Source organism: Casimicrobium huifangae (genome assembly GCF_009746125.1).
GTDB lineage: Bacteria > Pseudomonadota > Gammaproteobacteria > Burkholderiales > Casimicrobiaceae > Casimicrobium > Casimicrobium huifangae.
In genome coordinates this window covers 1,752,036-1,774,668 of sequence record NZ_CP041352.1, presented here as the reverse complement: position 1 = coordinate 1,774,668, position 22,633 = coordinate 1,752,036, and the positions used below count along the sequence as shown (strand labels likewise).

18 protein-coding genes are annotated in these 22,633 nt (G+C 57.8%); 11 read left to right on the top strand and 7 right to left on the bottom strand.

The features are described 5' to 3' along the window. Nucleotides 1–39 precede the first annotated feature (39 nt). From FKL89_RS08115 to FKL89_RS08095, 5 genes are all read right to left on the bottom strand, one after another. Nucleotides 40–1,239: a glycosyltransferase family 4 protein gene (locus tag FKL89_RS08115; RefSeq protein ID WP_156862281.1), complete on the bottom strand. Its 1,200-nt coding sequence runs from the start codon at nucleotides 1,237–1,239 to the stop codon at nucleotides 40–42. A 100-nt stretch (nucleotides 1,240–1,339) separates the two neighbouring features. Next, nucleotides 1,340–1,903 carry a class I SAM-dependent methyltransferase gene (locus FKL89_RS08110; protein WP_162527448.1) on the bottom strand — a complete coding sequence of 188 codons (564 nt, stop codon included), beginning with the start codon at nucleotides 1,901–1,903 and terminating at the stop codon, nucleotides 1,340–1,342. 17 nt (nucleotides 1,904–1,920) lie between these two features. Further along, nucleotides 1,921–3,531, bottom strand: a complete 1,611-nt coding sequence (locus tag FKL89_RS08105; RefSeq protein WP_156862279.1) for an O-antigen translocase — start codon at nucleotides 3,529–3,531, stop codon at nucleotides 1,921–1,923. Next, nucleotides 3,438–4,886 carry an asparagine synthase (glutamine-hydrolyzing) gene (asnB, locus tag FKL89_RS08100; protein ID WP_156862278.1) on the bottom strand — a complete coding sequence of 483 codons (1,449 nt, stop codon included), beginning with the start codon at nucleotides 4,884–4,886 and terminating at the stop codon, nucleotides 3,438–3,440. The genes FKL89_RS08105 and asnB overlap by 94 nt, the downstream gene beginning before the upstream one ends. Before the next feature lie 721 nt (nucleotides 4,887–5,607). Beyond that, entirely contained in the window at nucleotides 5,608–6,597 is a 990-nt protein-coding gene (locus FKL89_RS08095; protein ID WP_156862277.1) for a UDP-glucuronic acid decarboxylase family protein, read from the bottom strand. A 563-nt stretch (nucleotides 6,598–7,160) separates the two neighbouring features. Here FKL89_RS08095 and FKL89_RS08090 point away from each other — a divergent pair. After that, nucleotides 7,161–7,487, top strand: coding sequence for an H-NS histone family protein (locus FKL89_RS08090; RefSeq protein ID WP_156862276.1), 327 nt, complete (start codon nucleotides 7,161–7,163; stop codon nucleotides 7,485–7,487). 116 nt (nucleotides 7,488–7,603) lie between these two features. Continuing rightward, nucleotides 7,604–8,701: a nucleotidyltransferase family protein gene (locus FKL89_RS08085; RefSeq protein ID WP_162527447.1), complete on the top strand. Its 1,098-nt coding sequence runs from the start codon at nucleotides 7,604–7,606 to the stop codon at nucleotides 8,699–8,701. 182 nt (nucleotides 8,702–8,883) lie between these two features. Here the strand turns inward: FKL89_RS08085 and FKL89_RS08080 are convergent, their stop codons facing one another. Further along, the gene (locus FKL89_RS08080) at nucleotides 8,884–10,809 is read right to left on the bottom strand and encodes an ABC transporter ATP-binding protein (RefSeq protein ID WP_156862274.1); all 1,926 of its coding nucleotides are present in this window, start codon (nucleotides 10,807–10,809) and stop codon (nucleotides 8,884–8,886) included. Nucleotides 10,810–10,934: 125 nt separating this feature from the next. On the opposite strand from FKL89_RS08080, the gene FKL89_RS08075 reads away from it, so the two are divergent. The 7 genes from FKL89_RS08075 (at nucleotide 10,935) to FKL89_RS08045 (ending at nucleotide 19,664) form a co-directional block, all read left to right on the top strand. Continuing rightward, a complete protein-coding gene (locus tag FKL89_RS08075) occupies nucleotides 10,935–11,777 on the top strand; it encodes a tyrosine-protein phosphatase (protein WP_238363541.1) in 843 nt (280 codons plus the stop codon). Nucleotides 11,778–11,803: 26 nt separating this feature from the next. Further along, on the top strand, nucleotides 11,804–12,520 hold the full coding sequence (locus FKL89_RS08070) for a polysaccharide biosynthesis/export family protein (RefSeq protein WP_162527446.1): 717 nt from the start codon (nucleotides 11,804–11,806) through the stop codon (nucleotides 12,518–12,520). A gap of 42 nt (nucleotides 12,521–12,562) precedes the next feature. Beyond that, nucleotides 12,563–14,857: a GumC family protein gene (locus FKL89_RS08065; protein WP_156862272.1), complete on the top strand. Its 2,295-nt coding sequence runs from the start codon at nucleotides 12,563–12,565 to the stop codon at nucleotides 14,855–14,857. A 129-nt stretch (nucleotides 14,858–14,986) separates the two neighbouring features. After that, on the top strand, nucleotides 14,987–16,450 hold the full coding sequence (locus FKL89_RS08060; protein WP_238363585.1) for a J domain-containing protein: 1,464 nt from the start codon (nucleotides 14,987–14,989) through the stop codon (nucleotides 16,448–16,450). Next, nucleotides 16,362–17,624, top strand: a complete 1,263-nt coding sequence (locus FKL89_RS08055; RefSeq protein ID WP_156862270.1) for a hypothetical protein — start codon at nucleotides 16,362–16,364, stop codon at nucleotides 17,622–17,624. Before FKL89_RS08060 ends, FKL89_RS08055 begins: the two co-directional genes overlap by 89 nt. Nucleotides 17,625–17,790: 166 nt before the next feature. Next, nucleotides 17,791–18,279 (top strand): hypothetical protein, encoded by a 489-nt coding sequence (locus FKL89_RS08050; protein ID WP_156862269.1) that lies wholly within the window; start codon nucleotides 17,791–17,793, stop codon nucleotides 18,277–18,279. A gap of 26 nt (nucleotides 18,280–18,305) precedes the next feature. Then, nucleotides 18,306–19,664, top strand: a complete 1,359-nt coding sequence (locus tag FKL89_RS08045; protein ID WP_156862268.1) for an O-antigen ligase family protein — start codon at nucleotides 18,306–18,308, stop codon at nucleotides 19,662–19,664. 110 nt (nucleotides 19,665–19,774) lie between these two features. On the opposite strand, the gene FKL89_RS08040 is transcribed toward FKL89_RS08045, so the two are convergent. Then, nucleotides 19,775–20,635, bottom strand: a complete 861-nt coding sequence (locus tag FKL89_RS08040) for an RNA methyltransferase (protein WP_156862267.1) — start codon at nucleotides 20,633–20,635, stop codon at nucleotides 19,775–19,777. 27 nt (nucleotides 20,636–20,662) lie between these two features. On the opposite strand from FKL89_RS08040, the gene FKL89_RS08035 reads away from it, so the two are divergent. Both FKL89_RS08035 and FKL89_RS20175 read left to right on the top strand, forming a co-directional pair. Continuing rightward, nucleotides 20,663–21,451, top strand: coding sequence for an inositol monophosphatase family protein (locus FKL89_RS08035; RefSeq protein WP_156862266.1), 789 nt, complete (start codon nucleotides 20,663–20,665; stop codon nucleotides 21,449–21,451). Between the two features lie 293 nt (nucleotides 21,452–21,744). Further along, nucleotides 21,745–22,587, top strand: coding sequence for a hypothetical protein (locus FKL89_RS20175; RefSeq protein WP_162527445.1), 843 nt, complete (start codon nucleotides 21,745–21,747; stop codon nucleotides 22,585–22,587). The last annotated feature ends 46 nt before the right edge of the window (nucleotides 22,588–22,633 follow it).

Below are 22,633 nucleotides of genomic sequence, written 5' to 3'. Positions count from 1 at the left end.
CCGCAAGTATCATGATATATGTGCGACTTTGTCGCGATTTCATTTAGGCGTTCTTCCAAGTGGGCCTGCTGCGGCCATAGTCTCCCGGGCCAGTTTCCTTACGGCACTCATGTAGCGCTCGGGGGAGAATCGGCCGCGCACCGCAGTCGCTTTGGCCAGCATGGCCACCCTTAGCGCCGGGTCGTTCTGCAGCGCCAGAAGCCGCCCCGCTGCCTCTGCCGCTGTGTCGTAATGCATTCGTGGGTCGGTGACGATCTCGGTTTGACCGCAGCCGCCGGGCACCACCACCAGCATGCCGGCGGCGGCCATTTCAGCCGTTGCGATGCCGAAAGCCTCGATCCTGCAGGCGCTGAGACCGTAGCGCATGCGACCTAAGAGGCGTACCTTTTCTTGGGCATTCTGCGCTGGCAGCAATTCCACCCAGTCACGGCGCGCGGCACAAAGTGCGGTCACATGGGCAGCGTAACCAGACTCTCCCGGCGGGCCCGCGATCACGAGTCGCGCGCTGAGGCCCAGTTTGCGGGCCGCCTCGACGATGCTAATGCAAGATTCGATCCGTTTTTCGGGCGATAGCCGCCCAAAAACAAGGACGGCATCCTCGCGCTCTGCCCACGGCAGCCCTGGCCCCTGGAGAGGTACAGCGGGATAGATCACTTCCAGCCGCCCAGGACAGTAAGGTGCGGATTGTTGCCGCGTCCAGTCCGAATTGGCGATGAAGACATCCTGTTCGAGGCGGCGGCGACCTTCGCCCGAGGCAGCAACTATCAAGGCCGACGATATCCGTTGTCGCCGGTTGCGCCTGGCAGGGGCTGTCGGTGCATCAAGCTGCCCGGCGAGGACATCGTTCCAGATCGCCGATGAAAGGAAATGTAGAGCGGGTAGGCCCCACCGCATCACGCCCGAGGCGGTGACGCGCAGATCGTAGTCCGCTCCTACCCGTGCCAGACCGCGCATATAGGTGCCTTGAGCCAGGGCGCCAAAGGGCATCCTGTTCGCTGCGCGGTCAATCCGAATCCTTACCTCTCCGGGCGACAGCGAGGAGCCCGAAAGTTGGTTCAACGCCCCGAGGTCGAATCCGCCCCGGCAGTGAACTGTCACATCGAAATCGGCAGTCAACGCCGCGATGGTCCACATCGCCGCCGCTTCGGCCCCACCGCGCCCCCAGATCGGATGTGCGACGATAGCTGTGGGTCGCGCCGATTGGGTCTCATACCCCGTTTTGGCAGTGTAGTGGTGCATTCTGTTTAGACGCCTTGAATGACAGCACTTAAAATTTGGTAAGAAGAATTCAAATACCTACAGATTGTGACTGCGAAAATTTATTTCCTAGATCACCAATTTATTTTTTTAGCAAGTAGATTAATTCTTCATTCTGAGATTTATTTTTCAAATACCAATTTACACCAAGCTCAACAAACAAAGCCTCCAATTCGCTTCTTGAGTAATGATTAATCCAATTATTAGTCATGCGAGAAATCACTGAAACGCCAAGAATCCTAGGATTGTATGACAATATCACCGTATCCCCAAGTGACCATATTTTTTTCAAAAACATCTTTGAGTCTCTTATGTACTCAAGAACTCCGCTACAAACTACATAATCGAATTTCTTCCCGACATTTGGATAATCACCTTTGTTAAAATCGCACACTATTACATCTGGCGTACTTTTTATCAAATCACAGGGTTGGTAAATACAATCGGTTGCAATATGTTTCTTAAGTGTTTGGGCGCCGCACCCTAAGTCTATAACACTGCTTCCAGGCAAAATATAAGTGCCAATTATTCTATTTCTTGAATCCCAGGACGGCATACCACTCACGGCAACTTTCGCCCATCGACCCCTATTGGTCTGAAATACGATTGACTTCCAGATCTCAATCAAATCCGTGAATTTTTTCATTTTAGCCGAAATGAATTTTACAATCCGCATAGAAATTTCCACACTCTTGATTGATATAAAAAAGATACTGCACGATGATTCTTCCCCAGTCGAAGAGCAACTCCACGCAACGAAAAAACTCCCACGCCAATAATTACAATAAAACCTACAATCTCGATCCATTCTTTTGGAGAAATCCACCGAACAAATAACCCAAAAGTCATCCAAAATCCACTTAGAAGAATTAGTTTCTTAGTATTTTTCGTCCACTTGAAATCAATTAAATTTCTCACCACTATTTGTAAGGCCAGAAGATAAACGGTGAATAGAACTGTATTTGTTATTACAATCCCATTCAAGCCAAAATAAGGCAGTAAAATGAAGCTAAATAAAGAAAATAACAAATGAAAACCGGTTACAAGAATGACATATGGTTGCCAAGACCCTTTTGCCACCAGAATATAACTTAATGGCGCACTAATCATATGCAGAAAGACACCTATTATTAGCCACGGAAGTAATTCCGCTCCTGCCAGAAACGCCGAGGAATAGAATATTTTCATTAGCCATGTGGAAAAAAATAAAGTCGCGAGCATACCTGGAAGCGCGATTAGCAAGCCAATTTCAACCTGCTCATTCACAAGCTTTACCGCTTTAATTTTGTCATCAATGGAGGCTGACAATCTTGGATTGAAATCGGCACCCATTGCCGCCAAAATAAAATTCCCAAATATGCCTGATAGGGCCATTGCAGCTTGATATACACCGCCCGCCTCTAGTCCCAAATTGCGAACAATGACGGCACGAATCCCAAGGGCGACAACAGCCGCTGTGACTCCGCCAAACATGAAGGCTGCCCCTATACCCATCAGGCGCCTTGATTGCCTTAGCGTTTCCGACCAAGTCTGCGTAATGCGTACCACTCTAATGCGGTGCGCAAACCAACTGGCGAAGCCGAGGTTGATAGCGGCGGTGATGATGAGTACAGGAAGGATCCCCTGCTCGCCAAGCCACGCATAAAGCCCTACAGCCACCACGGTACTGGCGACGGCCCCCAAAACGTTCAAGCGTGCAAGGTCTCCAATGTGGCGAGTCCCCTGTATCAGCGCGGTTCGACCACCGTTCACCGCGCCAAGGAAAACTGTTGCGCCCAGCAGGAAAATGGCCAACGCCCGCTCAGACGATTCAAAAATCCAGATACTTAGCGGATAGGAAAATACGGCAGTAAGCAACCAGCCCAACAGGCCAACTACCCAGCAGAAGCGGAATAAGGTCTTGACGGTACTGGCCATAAGTGCCTGATTACCGCTGTGATGTGCCCCAGCCACCTCGCGCACCCCGCTGGTTTCGAGGCCAAGATTGGAGATGGTGCTTATGAGGCTCGTAATTGTGGTGTAAAGCCCAACCAGTCCCACACCAGACGGACCGAGAAGCACGGCCACCAGTTTGACCCTTACCATAGCTAAGACGTAGCTGATGCCCTGCGCCCCGCCTATGAGGGACGACGACTTAAGAATCTGCCCGTAGCTGTTGCCCTCTTTCTTGTTTTCAGGGCTCATGTTGGCAACGCCCGAGCAGTAAGAGCACGAATCGGCAAGTTCAATCCTGAAACGCCCGCCCAGCAGAGCGCGGATGTCGCGGTACGGCATGGAATGTGCCGACACCTAGTCCCGCAGGAATTAGATGAACTTGCCACCAGACCGGCGTATTTGGGCGATGTAATACGGATCAGCAAAGGCAGCGACAACTGGCGCCGGCCTTTGCTGAGGCCGGGCCAGCGCGAAAACGGGCGCGCCAGGTTGCGGATGCGCGGCAGATCGGCAAAGCTGGGGTACGAGGCAAACAGCTCGTCGCCCCCCAGGCCTGACAGCGCCACATTGATGCCCTGCAAGGTGGCCGCCTGCGAGACGAACCAGGTGTTCACGCCGTCGATGCTGGGCTGGTCCATGGCGGCCAGCAGCTGCTCGCGCTGCTCGATGAAGTCTTCCTTACGCACCATCACCGCGGCGTGGCGCGTGCCCAGCTGGGCGGCCAGCTGCTCGGCCAGGGGCGATTCGTCGTTGGGTGTGCCCACATATTCGGCAAAGGCCAGCGTCAGCGTGTGCGGGCGCTCGCCATGCGCGCTGGAGAGCGCGGTAATCAACGCTGAATCGATGCCGGCCGAGAGGAACATGCCCACGGGCACGTCGGCCACGTGGTGTGCGGCGATGCTGCTGCGCACGGCCGCGCCAATGGCGTCCAGCGCGTCGCCCACGCTGCCCTGGGCCGGGTTGGCGGCGGCGTGGGCCAGGATGTCGGTGATGCGGCTGAAGGGCTGGGGCTCGGCGGCGCCCTGCGCGCCCACCCACAGGCAGTGCCCGGCCGGCAGCGCGCGGATGCCGCGATACAGGGTGAACGGGGCCGGCACGCTGCCCCACAAAAAGAAACCGGCGTGCCCGGCGGGCTCGGGCGCGGTGTCGGCGTGGCCGCCGGCCAGCAAGGCCTTGACCTGGGAGGCGAAGCGCAGGGTGCCGTTGCTGCGGGTTGCGCCGGTGTGGGTGGGCGTGTAGTACAGCGGTTTGATGCCGAACGGGTCGCGCGCGAGCAGCAGGGCTTGTTTGTGCGCGTCCCACAACGCAAAGGCATACATGCCGCGCAGGTCTTGCAGCATGCCCGTGCCTTTGGCCTGGTACAGGTGGAGCAGGACCTCGGTGTCGGAGTCTGAACGGAAGACGTGGCCCAGGCGCTCCAGCTGGCGGCGGAGCTCGCGGTAGTTGTAGATCTCGCCGTTGAAGGTGATGACCAGCTGGCCGTCGGCGCTCTGCATGGGCTGCGCGCCGCGTTCGCTCACGTCGATGATGGCCAGGCGACGATGGCCCAGGGCCAGGCGGCCGTCGTCGGAGAACCATTCGCCCTGGCCATCCGGCCCGCGCGAGGCCATGTGATCCCGGATGCTGCGCACCTCCGCGCGGTCAACCGACGGCGCTGACGCGCTGTAGGCATAGATGCCCGCTATGCCGCACATGAGTGTTCTCTGTCAGGGCCACGCTGCACACGTCCTCCGCCGCCGCAGCCGCCGGTGGTGGCTGACTGCGCGGTAACGGCACACCGTAGTTTCGCTACTGCTGCTGCCTGTGTCTTGACTTCGATCAAGATACGACTGGCCGTACTTCGCAGGCGCGAATGTGCTATGCGTGATTGCTGCGCGTGCATCGCTTATCGCGCAGTAACGGCGATGTAACCGCGATATTCAGCAGGCACCGGGACGCCCCAGTGCGGGGCGTCGGGCGCGAACATCATAACTTCAGGATCAGGCTTGCGGAGGGGCACTGACCGGTACGTCGGTAGGGCCTGAAAGTGACCGGTTCGCGTCATGAAGTTGCGTGCAAGAGGACCGAAGTAGGCCATCCCCGTGTTAGGTTACTCCCATTATAGGCACCCGATCTCGACGCCTGCAACGTAGGATGCGTGACAGCGGCGCGACCGCCCGGTGCCCCGCAAAGCGCGAGCAATCGCACCGCGTCCCACGACGCGGACCGTTCTGCCCTCGATCGGCACCCACTTGCAACGGGTGGGATTTCCTGCAGTACTGGTACTCGCGACGCGTGCGCGTGTAGCGCGGGCGCCGCCGCGCGGGCAGCGGCTCTGCGGCGGCGCGATACCCCAATTGCAGGGATCGCTTTCAGTGTTACCCCAACGCACTGATCGCTGCACCAGTTGGCACCTCATGCGGTGCAGGCTCGCCGCTACCCGCTGTGCGCTTCATCAGGGGTGATCGAGGCGCACGCAAGCAGGCGATCAAAGTAGGCAACGGTCAATTGCAGTCCGTCGCGTAACGCCACACTCGGCGACCACCCGAGACGATCCGTAGCCAGCCGGATGTCGGGTCGCCGCTGGCGTGGGTCGTCTGCAGGCAATGGACGGAACACGAGCTGCGACCGGCTGCCGGTGATCTGAATGACCAGCTCGGCCAGTTGCCGCATGGTGAATTCGTCCGGATTGCCCAGATTGACCGGCCCGGTGAAATCCGCCCCCGTGGCCATCAGGCGTAGTATCCCGTCAATGAGATCGCTGACGTAGCAGAAGCTGCGTGTTTGCTGCCCATCACCGTAGATGGTGATGTCCTCCCCTTTCAGCGCCTGCACGATGAAATTACTAACCACGCGCCCATCGTTAGGGTGCATGCGCGGGCCATAGGTGTTGAAAATGCGGGCCACCTTGATCTGCAATTGATGCTGGCGATGGTAGTCAAAGAACAGCGTCTCGGCGCAGCGCTTGCCCTCGTCGTAGCAACTGCGCAGACCAATCGGGTTGACATGGCCCCAGTAAGCCTCGGGTTGCGGATGCACTGACGGATCGCCGTACACCTCGCTGGTAGATGCCTGAAAAATCTTCGCCCCCAAGCGCTTGGCAAGCCCGAGCATATTGATCGCTCCATGAACGCTTGTCTTCGTGGTCTGCACCGGATCGTGCTGATAGTGCACGGGGCTGGCCGGGCACGCGAGGTTGTAAATCTGGTCGACCTCAACAAACAAAGGAAACGTGACGTCGTGCCGCATCAGCTCAAAGTGCGGGTTCCCGAGCAAATGGGCCACGTTTTGCTTGGTGCCCGTGAAGAAATTGTCAACACAAAGCACGTCATGCCCCCGTGCAATCAGCCTTTCGCATAGATGGCTGCCCAAAAAGCCGGCTCCGCCGGTAACCAGGATGCGCTGAGAAGGGTTGTATTGACGCATTAGGGGGCTCTGAATCGCGTAAGGGAATGTAGTTCGTCGGGCGACTCAATCATACTGGTTGCGAGATGAATCACGTACTACTCATACTCGTAGTGTTGATGGCTGCGCTGGCCAGCATACCGGCGGGAACCTTCCGTAATTTCAGGTCATCGCAAATGCTCGAATACAAGATAAAACCGGTCTCCAGAAACACCTCGAAGCCGCGTACCTCCGCCGCCGCATGACGTGACTGGCAAATGGTCGCTTTAGTATTCAAGGCATTCCGCCCCGCCAAACATCAATTTCGGCAGCCCGTGTGATTTCTTAATGTCAAGATAACGATAATATTGCGCAGACTATGATGCCACGAAACTGATATACTTCTATTCGACACATCCATCAACGCGCCAAACCGCTCCGCACCAAACAAAATAGCCCATCCCATAGAGCGCCAAGGTTTAGTGAACGAGATTTGATTACTCGAATTGCAACCAAAGCACTTACAGTCGAATATTACGGCCTATACCGCCAGATTTCTACGCCTGCCCCACTTCTTACTTTTTTCGTTTCCCGGAGTTCATCGTATGACTGAGTATCAAAAAATACAGCAGCAAATTGTCGATTTGCAGCGACAGGCGGCTGCGCTTTGGGATTCCGAACGAAGCGCCGCTATACGTTCCATCATCGAGTTGATTAATACCTTCGACATTAAGCCTGCCGAACTAGGTTTCGGCCGGGCCGCGGACGGCAAGTCGAAGCGTCGCAATCCGCCGAAACGAAATAAGATACCGGTGAAATATCAAGACGGAGCGGGGAACGCCTGGACCGGCCGTGGCTTGCAGCCAGGCTGGTTGAAAACCGCGATCGCAAATGGCGCCACGCTTGAGTCATTTGCAGTTAAAGGCAATTGATATTCGACTCCGTAAGGGGCTGATTCGTCGCGGAGCCAGTCAACACCGGGCTACCCAAGCGGCATGACAACAGGAATTCGCCCGGGCGCGCCAATATTCGCTACCACTCACCCAAATTGAAGCCCCTCTCACCGACTGCTGCCGCGAGGCTGGCACTGGCGACACTGATTCCCGTTGATCGTGCTCACGGGGACGTTGATGACGATTCATCACCGGATATCGTCCGGTCACAACTCGGTGACCAATATCTGATCCGTCAGGGTTTGGCGCCACTTTGGAGCGCTATCCCGTGTGGCACTGACGTTCGACGCGCTGTCGTAGGTGAGTCGCCCGCCCGCAACGATCCATTGGCTGCTGTGCGGACCGCAGCCGTCGCGAAGTATCTTTTGCATTGCGCAGCATTGTCCGAACTGGATCACGCCTTCCAGGTTGCCGGTATTCGCTACGCGGTGTTCAAAGGCGCGCACATTAGGGAATGGATTTACCGCGATCCGACGCTACGCGACCCGGCAGACGTGGACGTTCTCATTGCAGCGGAGGATAACGATTCGGCCATTAGCGCATTGATGGACGCCGGATTTGAGCCCCAACCCGACAGCGCCACCGTTAGTCATGAACTCATCATGCTTAGGCGTGGCATTGAGATTGATTTGCACTGGCATATCGTTCGTCCGGGTCGACTACGGACCGACATTACTGCGGATTTGCTCTCACGACGCCAGCGTATGGCGAATATTTGGACGCTCGCCCCCAGCGATGCCGCGTTAATAATGCTGCTGCATCCTGCGTTCACCAAGTATGTTTCGTCGCCCTCGATGCGACTGGTGCGTGTTCACGATTTTTTGCTGGTCGTACGCGACCAACCCATCGACTGGAATGCGGTTGCCACGCAACTCGAAAGATGCGGGACACGCGGTGCTGGATGGGCTGTACTGAAATGGTTTCAACTGCTGCACCCGCTGGCCCATGAGGTGCCCGGCGAATTCGAGCAACGGCTACGGCCCGGCGTCCTGCGCCGTGCGTACATACACTGGTGGCTCGAGCGAGATTTGCCGACCCGACTTCATGCCTGGCCATTGATTGTTCAATTCGGCTTCACGCTCGCACTGCACGATACGCCACAAGACGCCGTTCGTGCGCTAGTGGGCATATTTAAGGCCCGACGAAGCGGCCGTAACCATCGGTTCATGGCGGTCGCCAACACTGATGGTTGACCTCGGAGTGCTACGTAGTATTTGTGCCTTGCGGTGTCGGGATCGTCAAGGCGTCTTGTCCCTGACCTGACCCCGCGAGCTTTTTTGCCATTTCTTGGCGGCGCGGCGCTCGGTCGCCCGCGCGCCGCCGGAATGCAACAAATCTGCCTGACTTTTCGTACCCCCGGGCGACGGGCAGACTCCTAGCCGTACTGGTGTCGCCACGACTGGGCATAGGCGCCTCCATGCTCAAGCAGGGCATCGTGGCTGCCCGCTTCCACGACTTTTCCGTGTTGCATTACGTAAATGCAATGTGCCTGTCTCGCTGTAGCCAGGCGGTGCGTAATTAGCAGTACAGTTCTACCGGCCGCCAAGGCCCGAAAACGTTGCATCCAGTCCGCGTCCGCCCAGGGGTCCATGGCGCTTGTTGGTTCGTCAAGGATCAAAATAGGCGCTGGTCGGACAAAGGCACGCGCAAGTGCAATGCGTTGCGTTTCACCGCCGCTTAGATTCACGCCGCCGGCGAACCAGCGGCCGAGCATGGTGTTTGTGCCATCCGGCAGGCGACTCACCAAAGCCGTGGCGCCCGCTGCCGCAATCGCCGCTGCGAGTTGACCGTCGGCAATTGAGGCTTCCAGTATCATCGGCTCAGGACGGCTCGCCGACGTAGCTGCGTGCGCGGCCGCGCCTTGGGCTGTTTGTAGCGCCCCGACGGCAACGTTTTCAGCGACTGTTGCGTTGTATTGAGTCGGCGACTGCATGAGGACTGACATGCTTTCACGCAGTTTTTCCAACGGCCAGTCGCGAACGTCTCGGTCGTCCACCATCACGCTGCCGCCTTGCACGTCGTACAGCCTGCAGAGCAATTTGAGGAGCGTGCTCTTGCCGGCGCCGTTGGTTCCAACTACAGCCACAATCTGACCTGCAGGGATGTCCATGGAGAGCCCATTCAACGAATTGCGATCACTCCCTTCGTAGCGGAAGAAAACGTTTTCGAAACGAACGCTTAACGCGGTCGGTTGGCTACTTTCGACTGTGTGGGACAGGACACTGTCCGACACATGCTGCGCTTCAGTCGATACTGGCGTCGTCCGAATCGCCGGTTTCAGGTCCAGATACTCGAATAGGTTTCCCAGAAAGAGTAAGTTCTGATACGTTTGGCCAAGGTTACTGAGTAGCGTCCTCATTAGCTTTTGCCCTTGACTAAAGGCTTGATAGAAAAGCGCAACGTCACCTAAAGTTGCGCTCCCCCGAGCTACGCGCGAGAGCATCCAAAGCAAGCACAAGCCAGCGACGGCGACGGCACATCCGCTGGCGAGCATATCCCCTAGCGCCTTACGAGTTTCCAGACCGATATATTGGTGATTTACCGCCGACCTGATTCGCATAAACGCCCGGCGCAACTGGGGCCCAAGACCCAGAATACGAATCTCGGCTGCAGGTTCGTTGCTCGTCATCAACCACGTCGCATACCAACTACTTCGCTCTCGTGTGGTGATCGACCGGTGCAATCGATGTTGGCCTGCCGCGTACCAGAGCACGAGCAACAGTGCCGGTAGCGTGCTGACCACCAGAGCCACCGACAGCAGCAAGCCGTAGGGCAGCAGGAGCACGGATAAGGCTATCAACGTAATACCGTGCTGTACGAGGCTGCCCAGGTTCTCGATAAGCAGCAGCGGGCGATATTGCGCATCGTCTCGCGCACGGTGAAGGCGATCAAAGTGTTCTGCAGAGTCGTAAAACGCCAAGTCAAGACAAATGGACTGGGCGTGAATCAGGTCGGAGACCGCCGCAGCCACGTAGCGCCCGTGCGCCGCTCGTACCCAATCGTAAGCTGCGCGGAAAATCTCGATACCCAACAGGAGCGCCGCCATCGACGCAGACAAAGCAAAGGCACTGCGCCATGACTCCTGTGCCACCACATCCGTAACCCCGGACCGCAGCAAGGCCACGACCGCGTCGATGACGTCCCTGCTCAGCCAAACAACTAACGCAGGCAAGACGCCCTGTATTACCAGCAGCGAAATGGTAGCGAGCGTGAGCGCGGGTGAAGCGGACCAGACCAGCGCGAACGCACGCGGCACAAGACGCGCGTGCGCGATGGCCTTTTTGATGGCGCGCGTCAGCATAGGGCGTAGCTCAACGCGCGCGCCCCTACCTGATGCAGGCAGGTGTGCGCGGGGCTAGTCGCGACGGAAGTTTGGTACATCAACTGCGGACGCAGGGTAGACTGGAGACATCTTGCCGCACCACGTTGACCGATGCCCCTGTATTGCCGCTCGAAATGATTGATTTGCATTGTCACCTTCTGCCGGGTATTGACGATGGTTCGCCCAACTTGGACACCACGCTAGAAATGGCGCGGATTGCGGTTGACGACGGAATTTCGACCATATTCTGTACGCCGCACATCTACCCGGGACTTTATGACAACCGTGGGCCAGACATAAAACGTCGCGTTGATGCCCTGAGACTGGTTTTGGGTGATCAGAACATCAAACTGTCCATCAACTTCGGCGCGGACGTGCATCTGGTGCCAGAGGTGCTGGAAGGCTTGAGCACCGGACGGATTCCGACGCTCGGCGGTAGCCGCTACGTGCTCCTGGAGCCCGCGCATACTGTGCGCCCACCGAGATTCTTGGAGTCTGTGTTTGCTCTGCAAGCCCGGGGGTTTGTCCCTGTGATTACTCATCCTGAGCGCCTAACCTGGGCTGACGAGCATTACACGGACTTTCTCCAGCTAGCCCGCAGCGGCTGTTGGCTGCAGATTACGGCCGGTGCGCTACTAGGAACATTCGGAAAACGCGCACAGATGCTCGCCGAGCGTCTGACCGGGGACGGTTGGACGGCAGTTATTGCGAGCGACGCCCACACAACTCAACGGCGTGCCCCGCGCTTGAGCCAGGCGCGCCTTCGCGCCGCGCAACTGGTCGGCAGTGACGAGGCGAAGCGCTGCGTCTACGATCGCCCGCTCGCTATTCTGAACAATTCTCCCGCGGGAACTGTCCACCCGCCGCCCGCCATGTCGGACGCGGGGCGGGCAATCTCTCCGGTGGGCACCTTGAAAGGTAAACTTCTGCGCTGGATTGGCAAATGATCCGGCGAGATGTTGGAGGTACTTTGATGGAGCAAGAGCAGCCTTGGGCGATTTTTCGGCATTGGGTAGCGCTGATCGCTTCGGTAATGTTGCAATCGGCGGTATTTGGTCAAACCTCTGTTGCCCCGACTCAAGCTGGTGCAGCGTCGCCGCGCCTCCTGAACCCGACGGCGCCTGAAGCAGAATACAAGGTTGGCCCACAAGACTTATTGGAAGTTCAAGTTTGGGGCCAGCCGGACTTGGCTCGCACGGTTAGGGTAAACCTTCAGGGAAAGATCAGCTTGCCCCTGATTGGGGGTGTCGACGCCGTCGGCCTGACCGCGCAACAGCTTGAGAAGAATATCTCGGACCGTTTGAGCGAGAAATTCCTTCAAGACCCTCAGGTCACCGTTTTCATCAAGGAATTTACAACGCTGCGCTTCACCATCGAAGGCGCCGTTAACAAACCTGGTTTGTACCCCCTTTCCGGGCAAATTACCTTGCTGCGCGCGCTGGCAGTTGCTGGCGGGCAAGGTCCGCTTAGTGATATGAGTGACGTCATGCTTTTTCGCTTGTTACCGACCGGCGAGCGTCAAACGCTGTCGTTCGACATGGAAAAAATCCGCAGCGGGGAAATCGCCGACCCGTTCATCGCTAACGATGACCTCGTTGTTGTCAAGAGATCCAAGGCGCGGGCTGCGGTCAAAGACTCACTGTTTGGCGACATACTGCAAACGCTTAATCCGTTTTCTTTCTTGCGATAAAGATTTGGCCGCTTTTACTGACGAAACACGTAGTGCAACACCTTGAATACAGCCACGCCTATTGATCCAGCACGTCCGTCAGGAACAGGCGTCGTAGTTCGCCAAACGACGGCGCTATCGACCCATGTTTCGGGCACGCATACCGAAGAAATCGACGATTCCCTTCATTTGCGGGATTTACTTCGCATCATTCTCAAACGCAAGTGGTGGATCGTCTCAGCGTCGCTGCTGGTGTTGGTGCTCGCCACGTTCTACACGTTGCTGCAAACACCGATTTATCGCGCGACCACCACCATCCAGATTGAGCGCAACGCTGCCCGCGTCGTTGACTTCAAGGACGGCACGAACAGCGATCAATTCGCTTACGACGAACGTGAATTTCTGGCCACGCAATACGAACTGCTAAAGAGTAAGGCGCTGGCGGAGCGTGTCATGGAATCGCTCAGGCTGGACCTGGACCGAAAACGTCCTTCACGCAGCAAGGAAAACCCGGCGGGCGACGAAGTGCTTGCGAGCGACGGCCTTCTCGACCGTATTTTGGCCACGATGCGCAAGCGTCGTGAGCCCGCCGTTCGCGACTTGAACATTCTCGATCGAGAGTCGGTGATCGGCTCGCTGAGGGGGGCCGTAAGCATAGAGCCGGTTCGAAACGCACGTCTGGTGAAAATCAATGCGGATGGCAGCGACCCTGCCCTTGCAGCAAAAATTGCCAACACCTGGGCCGAATCGTTCATCGCGTCAAATCTTGAACGCCGGGTGGACGCGTCATCCTACGCCAAGACCTTCCTGCAACAGCAACTTGCGGCGACCAAGGAAAAACTGGAGGAATCAGAGCGCCAGCTGAATGAATACACACGTCAAAAGCAGATTGTTAATGTTGATGACAAAACCAATTTGGTTGCTCAAAGCCTTCAGGAATTTAATGCTGCGCTGTCCCGGGCGGAGCAGGATCGAATCAAGGCGGAGGCGACGTACTCCGAAACAAAGCGAAACTTAGCCAATTCGCGGGAAGTACTGGAGAATAAGTCTGTCTCATCCCTGCGGGACAGCAAGGCAAAACTCGAGACAGATTACCAGGAACAGCTCAAGGTTTTCAAACCGGGCTTTCCCAAAATGCAGCAGCTGCAGTCTCAGATTGACGAGCTCGACAAGAAAATCAAGGCGGAAATTGCGTTAGTTTCAAACTCCATTGAGACGTCGGCGAAGGCTGCTTTCGACGCGGCGCGCATCCAGGAATCACAGTTGCGCGCACGTGCAGATTCCGCAAAGCGAAACGTGCTGGAACTGCAGAATCAGGGCATTCGCTACAACATCCTGAAACGTGATGTCGACACGAATCGCGAGATTTACAACGGCCTCTTGCAACGCTTCAAGGAAGTCGGCGTCGCTGCGGGCGTAGGCACTAACAACATTTCGGTCGTCGACAAGGCTGACACGCCACTCTTTCCGTTCAAGCCTGATGTCCTTCGGAACGCTATGATCGGACTCGCGTTGGGCCTGATGATTGGTCTCGGCTTGGCATTTTTGCTGGAGCATCTCGACGATTCGATCAAGTTTCCAGATGAGGTTGAGCGCTTTACCGGACTGACGCTGGTTGGAGTCGTCCCCAAAGCATCGACACGTTCGGGCATGGCGATCACCAGTCAGGTAGCGGAGGATCCTCGCTCCGCGCTTGCCGAAGCCTATCGATCGCTGCGGACCGCGTTGCAGTTTTCCACATCGCGCGGCGCCCCGCGAACTCTCGCTGTTACCAGCTGCGCGAAGGGCGAAGGAAAGTCGACGAGTGCGTTCTCAATCGCTCTGGCACTGTCGCAACTCGGCAAGAAAGTTTTATTAGTGGACGCCGACATGCGCAACCCCGCCTTGCACAAGGTGTTGGGGCAGGATCACAGCGAAGGCTTGTCGAACTTGCTCTCAAGCTCGCTTGATCCTCTGAAGATCACCAGGCTCACCGCTCACAGCGGCTTGTATTTCATCAGCGCTGGCCCGTTGCCTCCAAATCCGGCCGAACTGCTCTCGGGCGACAATTTGAGCAAGCTCTTGGCCCCGGGCAGCTCGACTTTCGATCACATCGTTGTCGATGCTCCGCCCGTTCTTGGGATCGCCGATGCTGTCGTACTGTGCAAACAGGTCGATGCCTGTCTCTTTGTGATCGAGTGCGGGCGCACCCGCAAGACAAGCATTCGCAATGCTCTGAAGCGCCTGCATCAGACAGGAACGCATCCGTTGGGTGCGATTCTGACGAAGCTACCCAGCAGCTCGTCGTTGTACGGGTACGACTCGAATTACTATTACTACGGCGACAACCCCAACGCGCCCAAGTTGGGAAAGGTCTAGGAGCTCACGGCGTATGCACCCGGCTGATTCGTCATCAGGCGGCATGCAACCGCAACGACGGTTGCCACTCCATGCCGCTATCGCTTCAGCAATACGTCCGTTCAGCGCTGCGCTTGCTGACGCTTGAATATGGTGCTGGATCAGCCCAAGACTCTTCTCGCGGCCCTGGATCGCATCGCCCTCGCGTCGCCGTCTGATCTGTCTGGCATATCGTTGGTGGGCGACAGCGTCCTTGCGACCATCGTTGCCATCGCAAGTGACAAGTACGATTGGTCGCTGAACGATTCGGAGGTTTCTGCCGAGCGAATTCAATCGAGGCGGCGCGCCGCCCAGTATGTCATCGCCAGTGTTTGCTTTCGGCCAGCCGCCAACAGTTACGAGTTGCTGTGCGTTGCACAAGACGCCGGCAACGCAGAAATACGCAACGCCTATCGACGAATGATCGCACTGGTACATCCGGACGTTAGGCCAGTGGGCTTTCCGGAAGATGCTGCAAGTCGCGTCAACACCGCTTATTCGCTGCTCTGCAATAACGTCGCTCGCGCTAAGCTCGATGCCGAGCTGAAAGCCGAGAAGCTGACGATCAGCACCTCGTCGCCCTCCGTGCGCTCGCAACCAGACGAACGACAGACTCTTGCAAGTTCTGCGGCTACGACCAACTCGATGGCGAAGGCACGACTGAGAGCGCCCAGAGGCAGCCTTCTCTGGATTGGCGTTTTGCTCGCGATCGGTGCAATCGCCTGGCTAGTCATAGCCATCGCGCCTGAACAACAGGAGCGCCTAGTCGAAGCGCGTCCCGCGATTGCGTTGTCCAGCGAGCTGGGCGCGCTGCCGCCGGCAGCACCATCTGAAAGCACTCAATCAGAAACGGGAGGTGGAATTTCCGCTGCGCAGCAACAGGGAGTCGGTGAAGTCTGGACGAACGTAGCAAGCAAGCTGTCCACGGATTTACGCGAATCGCGAGCACGAGCCGCCGGAGACACGCCGCAAAAATTGAACACACAACCGGCCAGCGTCCGATCGAGCAGATCTGCTCCCGCAGTCGAGTCAGTGGTTCCTTTGGCAACTCCCGCGGAAAGCATTATTGCGACGTCGCCCCCCTCCTCGCCTCCAGTCGCGACACTGTCGCGGTCAATGTTGGCGCCCACTGTGGAGAATGCGACCGCAGTGACTGCGCGCGAAGCACCCAGCGGATCAGTCGACAACATCGCTCTGGTGCGCGTACCGGGCGATGGGAAGGAATCCCCATCCGCGCTGGACGTCGACGACATGCTTCTGAAGTTCATCAGCGCGTTTGAATCCGGGTCCACCACAACGCTGTCCCGCCTCTTTTCGCCGCGGATGCCTGGTCGTGGTCAACTTGTCGCTCAATATGACCGGGTGTTTCGTGAGACATCGGCGCGTGGTCTTAGGCTCGGCCAGCTGAAACACCGTCGTTTTGAGAACCGCGTGCTTACCTCTGGACTGGCTACCGTCACCACGGTGACTGGTCCGAACAAAACTGATGTATCTCGAGTTTTTCTTGAGATTGAGGTATCGAAAGAGCGCGACGGCCTATACATCGACCGTTTGGCAACTTATGCCGAAAAGTGAAGTGTCACTCGGGGTCAACGACAACTCTGCCCGCAGCGGACGGTCTCCTGTCTTCATCGCAACGCTGATAACCCTGTTCGTCGCCCCCGCATTGATTCCGCTCGCAGTCATTCCAAAAGCATTGCAAGCGATTCCCAGTGACGCCGCGAGCTACATTCGCGAGACTCCATTCGATGCGGCTGGCTATCTGGCTCGCGCCCAGGAACTGGCACAACTTCCCGGCGGTTCAATGGACGTTTTGGCGACACTTCGAATTGGGCAACGTCTTGCCCCGACGGATCCTTTGATGCTGGACGCTGCAATCCGGTCCATGCTACGTGAGGGTAACGCGACCGACGCGTTTGCATCGATCAAGACGCTTTCTACGGTTTTGCAGGGCAATGGTCACACTTTCGCGGCACTAGACGAACACATCGGCGACGAGGTGTGGACTCAGGTTGTTGGTTTAGCCGTTAGCAGCAAATGGTCGGGCGTCAGTGGATACGTGGAGCATTTGTGCCGGCGAGATGCAAGAACTGGTCAGACGAACTCACTTCGAATTCTGCTGGCAGCGGGAGGCGACACCCCTGTGTCGCAAGACGCGTTGCTGTGCGTTGAAGGCTACCTGCTTGGACGCGGTCAGATTGATTCGGCCTACCAGCTGCGGCTGCTTTTTGTCACGCAGACGCAACGACGGGTCGACTTTGTCTTCAATGGTGATTTCGAGACGCCGCTCTCCGGTAGCGTGTTCGACTGGACGATTGACAGCGGTGGCGAATTTCGAGACGGCTTTGCGGCGCAAATTGCTACAGCCGCCGGATCTTCAACTAGAAACAAAGCACTTGAAGTTCGCTTCACCGGCCGCCCGATTAAGGGCGTGCCAGCAAAGCAGACCCTGGTACTGCCTCCTGGACAGTATCAGTTCACGTACGAGGCACTTGACGAGAACTTTGCGGCTTCTGCTGCGCCAGGGTTTTTCCTGCGCTGCATCGGCGCGACGGATAATCTTCTCGGACCAGCCGATCAGCGACAGACCGCAGGAACGAATTGGGTTAGGCGAACTTCGAACTTTGCCGTAAGCAATCGATGTGGCGGGCAAGCGCTGACCTTCGAACCGCTCACACGGCTTTCCGGCCTTGAGGGAATCCGTGGCACGGTCTACGTTGATAAGGTCGCTATCAGCCGCGTCAAGTAGGGGCGATGCTGCGTGTCCGAGCCACGCGTTGCGGTCACCTCTCCTAGTCGGAACCGCACGGCGCGTCGATGGCAATGGGAAGCGGAGCAGCGAACACATGGCCTTGCCATGGGACTCGGCTCGGTTTATACTCGCTTCTATACACCTCTCAAGGCTGGAATCGATTATGAGCAAATTCGCGAAATGTAGTGGCTTGGTCGTTGGCGCACTCGTCATGGTTGCTTCGCAGCTTGCAGCAGGTCAGCAGTCCACCTGCGAGGGAACTGGTAGCGCAAGTCGCGATACGGTTGCTGAACTGCGTGAAGTTCAGGGAAACGTGCTCGTCAGTGATAAGGCGGGTATGGCTTCGGCAGTTTCCGGCCAGCGCGTGCCGAACGGCGTGCGAATCACGACGACCTCAAAAGCCTCGGTCACCGTGGCCTTTGATTGTGGCTGTAACGTGCAACTTAAGGAAAACGAGCGCATTGACGCCGAACTGCCGCGCAGCTGCGCAGGGTTACTTGCTGCCGTCACTGGTGCTGCACCGGCGACCGCGCTTGGTGCATCGGCGGTTACGGCGACAGCCGGTTCTTTCTCCGCGCCGATAATCGCTGGCGCAGTGGGGGTAGGCGGTTATCTGTTGTACCGTAACGGCCGAAACTCCAGTCCAAACTGACCGAAACCTCAGGATCGCAACGCTCGGTGTTGCACGCCGTAAGTCCTGGCCTATCGAAAGCCCTGGCAGTTCTGCTGGGGCTTTTTGTTTGCAGTGTGTGGTATCGCGGCGGCAATGACGACGCGATCGTTGCTGTGGGCGGTTTTTTGGCTTCACTCGTCCTTGGACTGCTTGCAGTTACCGCTTATCGCGCTGGATCGCTGAAAATCGAGGTCTCGGCAGTGCTTGCGCTTGTCGCATTGCTGTTGATCGCAGTCGCCGGATTGTTAGGGCAGATACGATTGCCTGCTGCCCTGTGGACCGCGCTCCCTGGGCGTGACTCGTACAAAATTGTGACCGATTGGCTCGCGCTCGCTCCCTCACTTGGCGGTGACTTCGCACTCGCGATTGACCCACGACGGGCCGCAATCGCCACGCTGACAGCCATCGCAGCGGTTGCCGCTTTCGCCGTAGCCCACCTGTTGCCGGCGAAATTGGCCGAGCAGTTCCTGCGATTCCTGACGTTTGTTGCAATCGTGCAAGCCGCCTTGGGATTGTTGCAGTTTGCATTCGGGTCGCCGTCTTTTATGGCCTTTGGGACTGCCGTCGGTGGCCATCGTGCCTCTGGAACCTTCGTGAACAAGAATCACTTCGCGACCCTACTCGGAATGCTCCTGCCGCTTCTCATTTTTCGAAGTGCAGGCTGGTTAGGTACCCCGTCGTCAATGCGAGGAAACGGTGCGTCGCTCGCAAACGGATGGTGGATGTTCGCGACGGCCGTTGTTGCTGCGGCACTGGTCTGTAGCCAGTCACGAGCGGGCGTGGCCGCCGCGGCGGTGTCTGCGATGCTTGCCACGATCCTTTGCGTGTATCACAGCCGATCAACCAGGTCGCGCATCGCGCTGGCCCTGTCGCTTGGCCTTGCCATGCTGATGGCTGCTGGATCCGGCCTTGGGGTGCTGTGGCGATCCATCGAAAGTCCTGACTTTTTGAGCAGCATGGCTGGCCGCCATTTGATGTACCGCACCACTTGGGAGGCAGCGAAAGAGCTTTTTCCCGTCGGTGCGGGTCTGGGCAGCTATTCGATTGCGTTCCAACGCGTTCAGCCACCAGACATTACCGGATACGTCGAATTCGCACACAACGACTACGCGCAGGTCTTGTTCGAGCTCGGCGCAGTCGGAGTTATAGTCATCGCGTTGCTGGCTCTCAGCGGCTTGATTGCGGGAAAATACCTGCTCGCGCGCAGTTGCCAGCGCCTGTCGCGCCCGCCGCTTGCCGCTGCCTGCGCTCTCGGTTGCTTGTCGTACGCAATCCACGCCTGGTATGACTTTCCGTCTCACATTCCGTCCGTAGCATGGACAGCGTGCGTGCTCGCTGGTTTTGCAACTAGAAGAGACCTCTAGTAGCTGCTGCAGCGGGCCGATAAGTGGCACTCCGATTTGCCAAGCGTTTTGGCTGGCTTGTCCCCTATCGTCGGCCATCGCCCGAACATATGGCTTAGCCGCCGCGTGAGTCATAACCGACGCTGAGGTGGACGGGCTTGCATCGCCCGAAAAATCCCGCGAAAAATATCCACCTCCTCGCGCTCAAGCCTGGTCCGATTGAACAGGCGCTTTAGACGCGGAAACAGGCGTTTCGGGTTGTCGGGATTACAGAAGCCGACGTCGGTAAGCGCCGTTTCCATATGGGTGAACATCGCTTCGATTTCGCCCTGCGTCGCCAGCTGAAACTGCGGCGCAGAAAAACCGGTTGTTTCGCCGGCCGCGACGCGCAGCTCGTAGGCAAACACCTGCACGGCGCTGCCCAGATTGAGCGAAGAATAAGCCGGGTTGGCCGGGATAAACGCCAGCGTCTGGCACAGCGCCACCTCAGCGTTGGTCAGGCCACTCATCTCGCAGCCAAAGACCATGGCGACTTTGCCCTGCCCGGTGTGGCGCACCAGCGCGCCAGCGGCACTCCGGGCATCGCTGACCTCGCCGACGAAGTCGCGGCCGCGAGCGGAGCTGCCGACCACATGAACGCAATCGGCGATGGCGTCCTTGAGGCTGGTGAACACCTGGGCCGACTGCAGCAAATCGGACGCACCGGACGCTCGCGCCGTGGCGATTTCGCTGGGAAATACGTCCGGATTCACCAACCGCAGATCGCTCAGCCCCATTGTTTTCATGGCGCGCGCTGCGGCACCGATGTTGCCCGGATGCGATGTGTGCGATAGCACCACCGCAATGCGCGACAGTGCGTCAACGCCGTTCGCCAACAACGCAGGCGCGTCTGATACGTCCTGCGCACTAAAATCACGGGATTCCACCGCGTTTGCGGCGGCGCTGGCGTCGGGAGTGACCGCTTCCGGGGTTGCTGCTGCGACTCGGCTCATGCTCTTTCCATTTTCAGTCGATTCCTCATGCACCCGATGCTCAATACGGCGGTCAAGGCCGCCCGCGAAGCCGCCGAGATCATTCAGTACGGCGCCCGTAACCTCGACCGCCTCACTGTCGACAGCAAAGGGCCGGGCGATTTTGTCAGCGAGATTGACCGCAATGCGGAAGCGGCGATTGTAGATACGCTGCTTGGCGCCTACCCGAGCCACGGCATCATCGCCGAAGAAGGCAGCGGGTCGACCCGCGGTAATGCGAATAGCGATCACATCTGGATCATCGACCCGCTCGACGGCACGACCAACTTCCTGCACGGCATGCCGACTTACTGCGTCTCGATCGCACTGCAGGTCGAAGGCAAGCTGACGCAAGCGGTGATTTACGACCCCAACCGCAACGACCTGTTCACCGCCACTCGCGGCTCTGGCGCCTTCCTGAACAACCGTCGCATCCGGGTTTCCAAGACCACCAAGATGCGCGACGCCCTGATCGGCACCGGGTTCCCGTTCCGCGATGGTGCCGCATTCGACGAGTACGTCACCCAGTTCAAAAACCTGATGCCGAAGACCGCCGGCCTGCGCCGCCCCGGATCGGCGGCGCTTGACCTTGCCTATGTAGCAGCGGGCTTCTACGACGGCTTCTGGGAGATGAAGCTGAATCAGTGGGACATGGCTGCCGGTGCGCTCTTGATCCTCGAAGCCGGTGGATTGGTCACCGGCATCGACGGCGAGGACACCTACATGGACAGCGGCGCCATCGTGGCCGGCACGCCCAAGATCTTCCCGGAGCTGCTGAAGACACTTCAGATGAAGTAGCAAGCTATCCTTGCATCAGCACGATGAAGCGGGAACACATTTGGCGAACGGCCCGTACGAAGCGAAACGTTGACGCGCAATTGCCAACCCGTGTTTAATTGACGTCTACTTGCTATCGAACCGCAAGCGAAATATTTGATTGTTTGTGGGTGGGGCTTGCTCGCGAAAGCAGGCGATTCACGGGCAGTCGTTCCTGCAGTTCACAATACATCGCCCCGAGTGAATACAGAGATCAAATCCACAAAGCTGCGACGACAAATGACTACGTTTAGTTCGACGATCGGAAAACGGCGATGACCACGCGCCCGGCGAGCAGCCGTATTTATCCGTGGTACGACTCCATCTGGCTGCAGAAATACACGCTGGCCAAACAGATCATTCGCGACGTGAAACCTTTGGCACTGGATGCCTTTGAGGAGGCCATGCGTCCGTTGCGAACCTCTTCCGGGTTTTCCGTCAAGACGCTCGACAAGGTATTTGATGACAGCACGCTGGAGAAAATTCGCAGCACTGTAAGAGCTCTGCAGCCTGCCGACTTTGAATTGCACGAGGCGCGGCAATTCAAACGGTTCATCGTTCACGATCACCCCTATTTCACAGAGCTTCAGCAGCAATTGACCGCGCTGATGAGCGCAACGGTGGGCGAAGCGGTCGAACCCGGCTACAACTTCCTGAGCCTCTACACCGCTTCCGGCGTATGCCCGGTGCACATGGACTCACCTGAAGCGAAATGGACGCTCGACGTTTGCATCGATCAGAGCGAGCCGTGGCCCATCTGGATCAGCGACGTACAAGCCTGGCCGGAAGTTACCGACGAGGCCGGTCTGGGGCCGTGGCATCGCGACGACTGGGAACATTTCATCAAGCTCTCGCCGGCCGCCAACTTCAAGCCCTACACGATGTCGCCTGGACAAGCCATCGTCTTCTCCGGCAGCAGCCAGTGGCACTACCGGGACGCGATGCCAGCGCGCAGTGCCGCCGCCCGGTGCGACCTGTTGTTCTTCCATTTCGTCCCCGCCGGAATGAAGGAACGGGTTCGCGCCAGCAACTGGGCGCGCGTGTTCGAGATTCCCGAGCTGGCGTACCGAGAGCGTCCGCCGACCTCAGCGTCCCCGATCCTCTCCCAGCCCGCGTGAACGAGCCTGTGTCGGTGACCTCCGAAACGCCTGCGCCAGTTGACAC

Excerpts from the sequence above, each read along its gene's own strand:
- FKL89_RS20175 (WP_162527445.1), top strand. The coding sequence starts at position 21,745 with ATGACCACGCGCCCGGCGAGCAGCCGTATTTATCCGTGGTACGACTCC.
- FKL89_RS08055 (WP_156862270.1), top strand. The coding sequence starts at position 16,362 with ATGTATCTCGAGTTTTTCTTGAGATTGAGGTATCGAAAGAGCGCGACG.
- FKL89_RS08110 (WP_162527448.1), bottom strand. The coding sequence starts at position 1,903 with ATGAAAAAATTCACGGATTTGATTGAGATCTGGAAGTCAATCGTATTT.
- FKL89_RS08035 (WP_156862266.1), top strand. The coding sequence starts at position 20,663 with ATGCACCCGATGCTCAATACGGCGGTCAAGGCCGCCCGCGAAGCCGCC.
- FKL89_RS08095 (WP_156862277.1), bottom strand. The coding sequence starts at position 6,597 with ATGCGTCAATACAACCCTTCTCAGCGCATCCTGGTTACCGGCGGAGCC.
- FKL89_RS08060 (WP_238363585.1), top strand. The coding sequence starts at position 14,987 with ATGGTGCTGGATCAGCCCAAGACTCTTCTCGCGGCCCTGGATCGCATC.
- FKL89_RS08050 (WP_156862269.1), top strand. The coding sequence starts at position 17,791 with ATGAGCAAATTCGCGAAATGTAGTGGCTTGGTCGTTGGCGCACTCGTC.
- FKL89_RS08105 (WP_156862279.1), bottom strand. The coding sequence starts at position 3,531 with ATGCCGTACCGCGACATCCGCGCTCTGCTGGGCGGGCGTTTCAGGATT.
- asnB (WP_156862278.1), bottom strand. The coding sequence starts at position 4,886 with ATGTGCGGCATAGCGGGCATCTATGCCTACAGCGCGTCAGCGCCGTCG.
- FKL89_RS08040 (WP_156862267.1), bottom strand. The coding sequence starts at position 20,635 with ATGAGCCGAGTCGCAGCAGCAACCCCGGAAGCGGTCACTCCCGACGCC.
- FKL89_RS08070 (WP_162527446.1), top strand. The coding sequence starts at position 11,804 with ATGGAGCAAGAGCAGCCTTGGGCGATTTTTCGGCATTGGGTAGCGCTG.
- FKL89_RS08090 (WP_156862276.1), top strand. The coding sequence starts at position 7,161 with ATGACTGAGTATCAAAAAATACAGCAGCAAATTGTCGATTTGCAGCGA.
- FKL89_RS08115 (WP_156862281.1), bottom strand. The coding sequence starts at position 1,239 with ATGCACCACTACACTGCCAAAACGGGGTATGAGACCCAATCGGCGCGA.
- FKL89_RS08080 (WP_156862274.1), bottom strand. The coding sequence starts at position 10,809 with ATGCTGACGCGCGCCATCAAAAAGGCCATCGCGCACGCGCGTCTTGTG.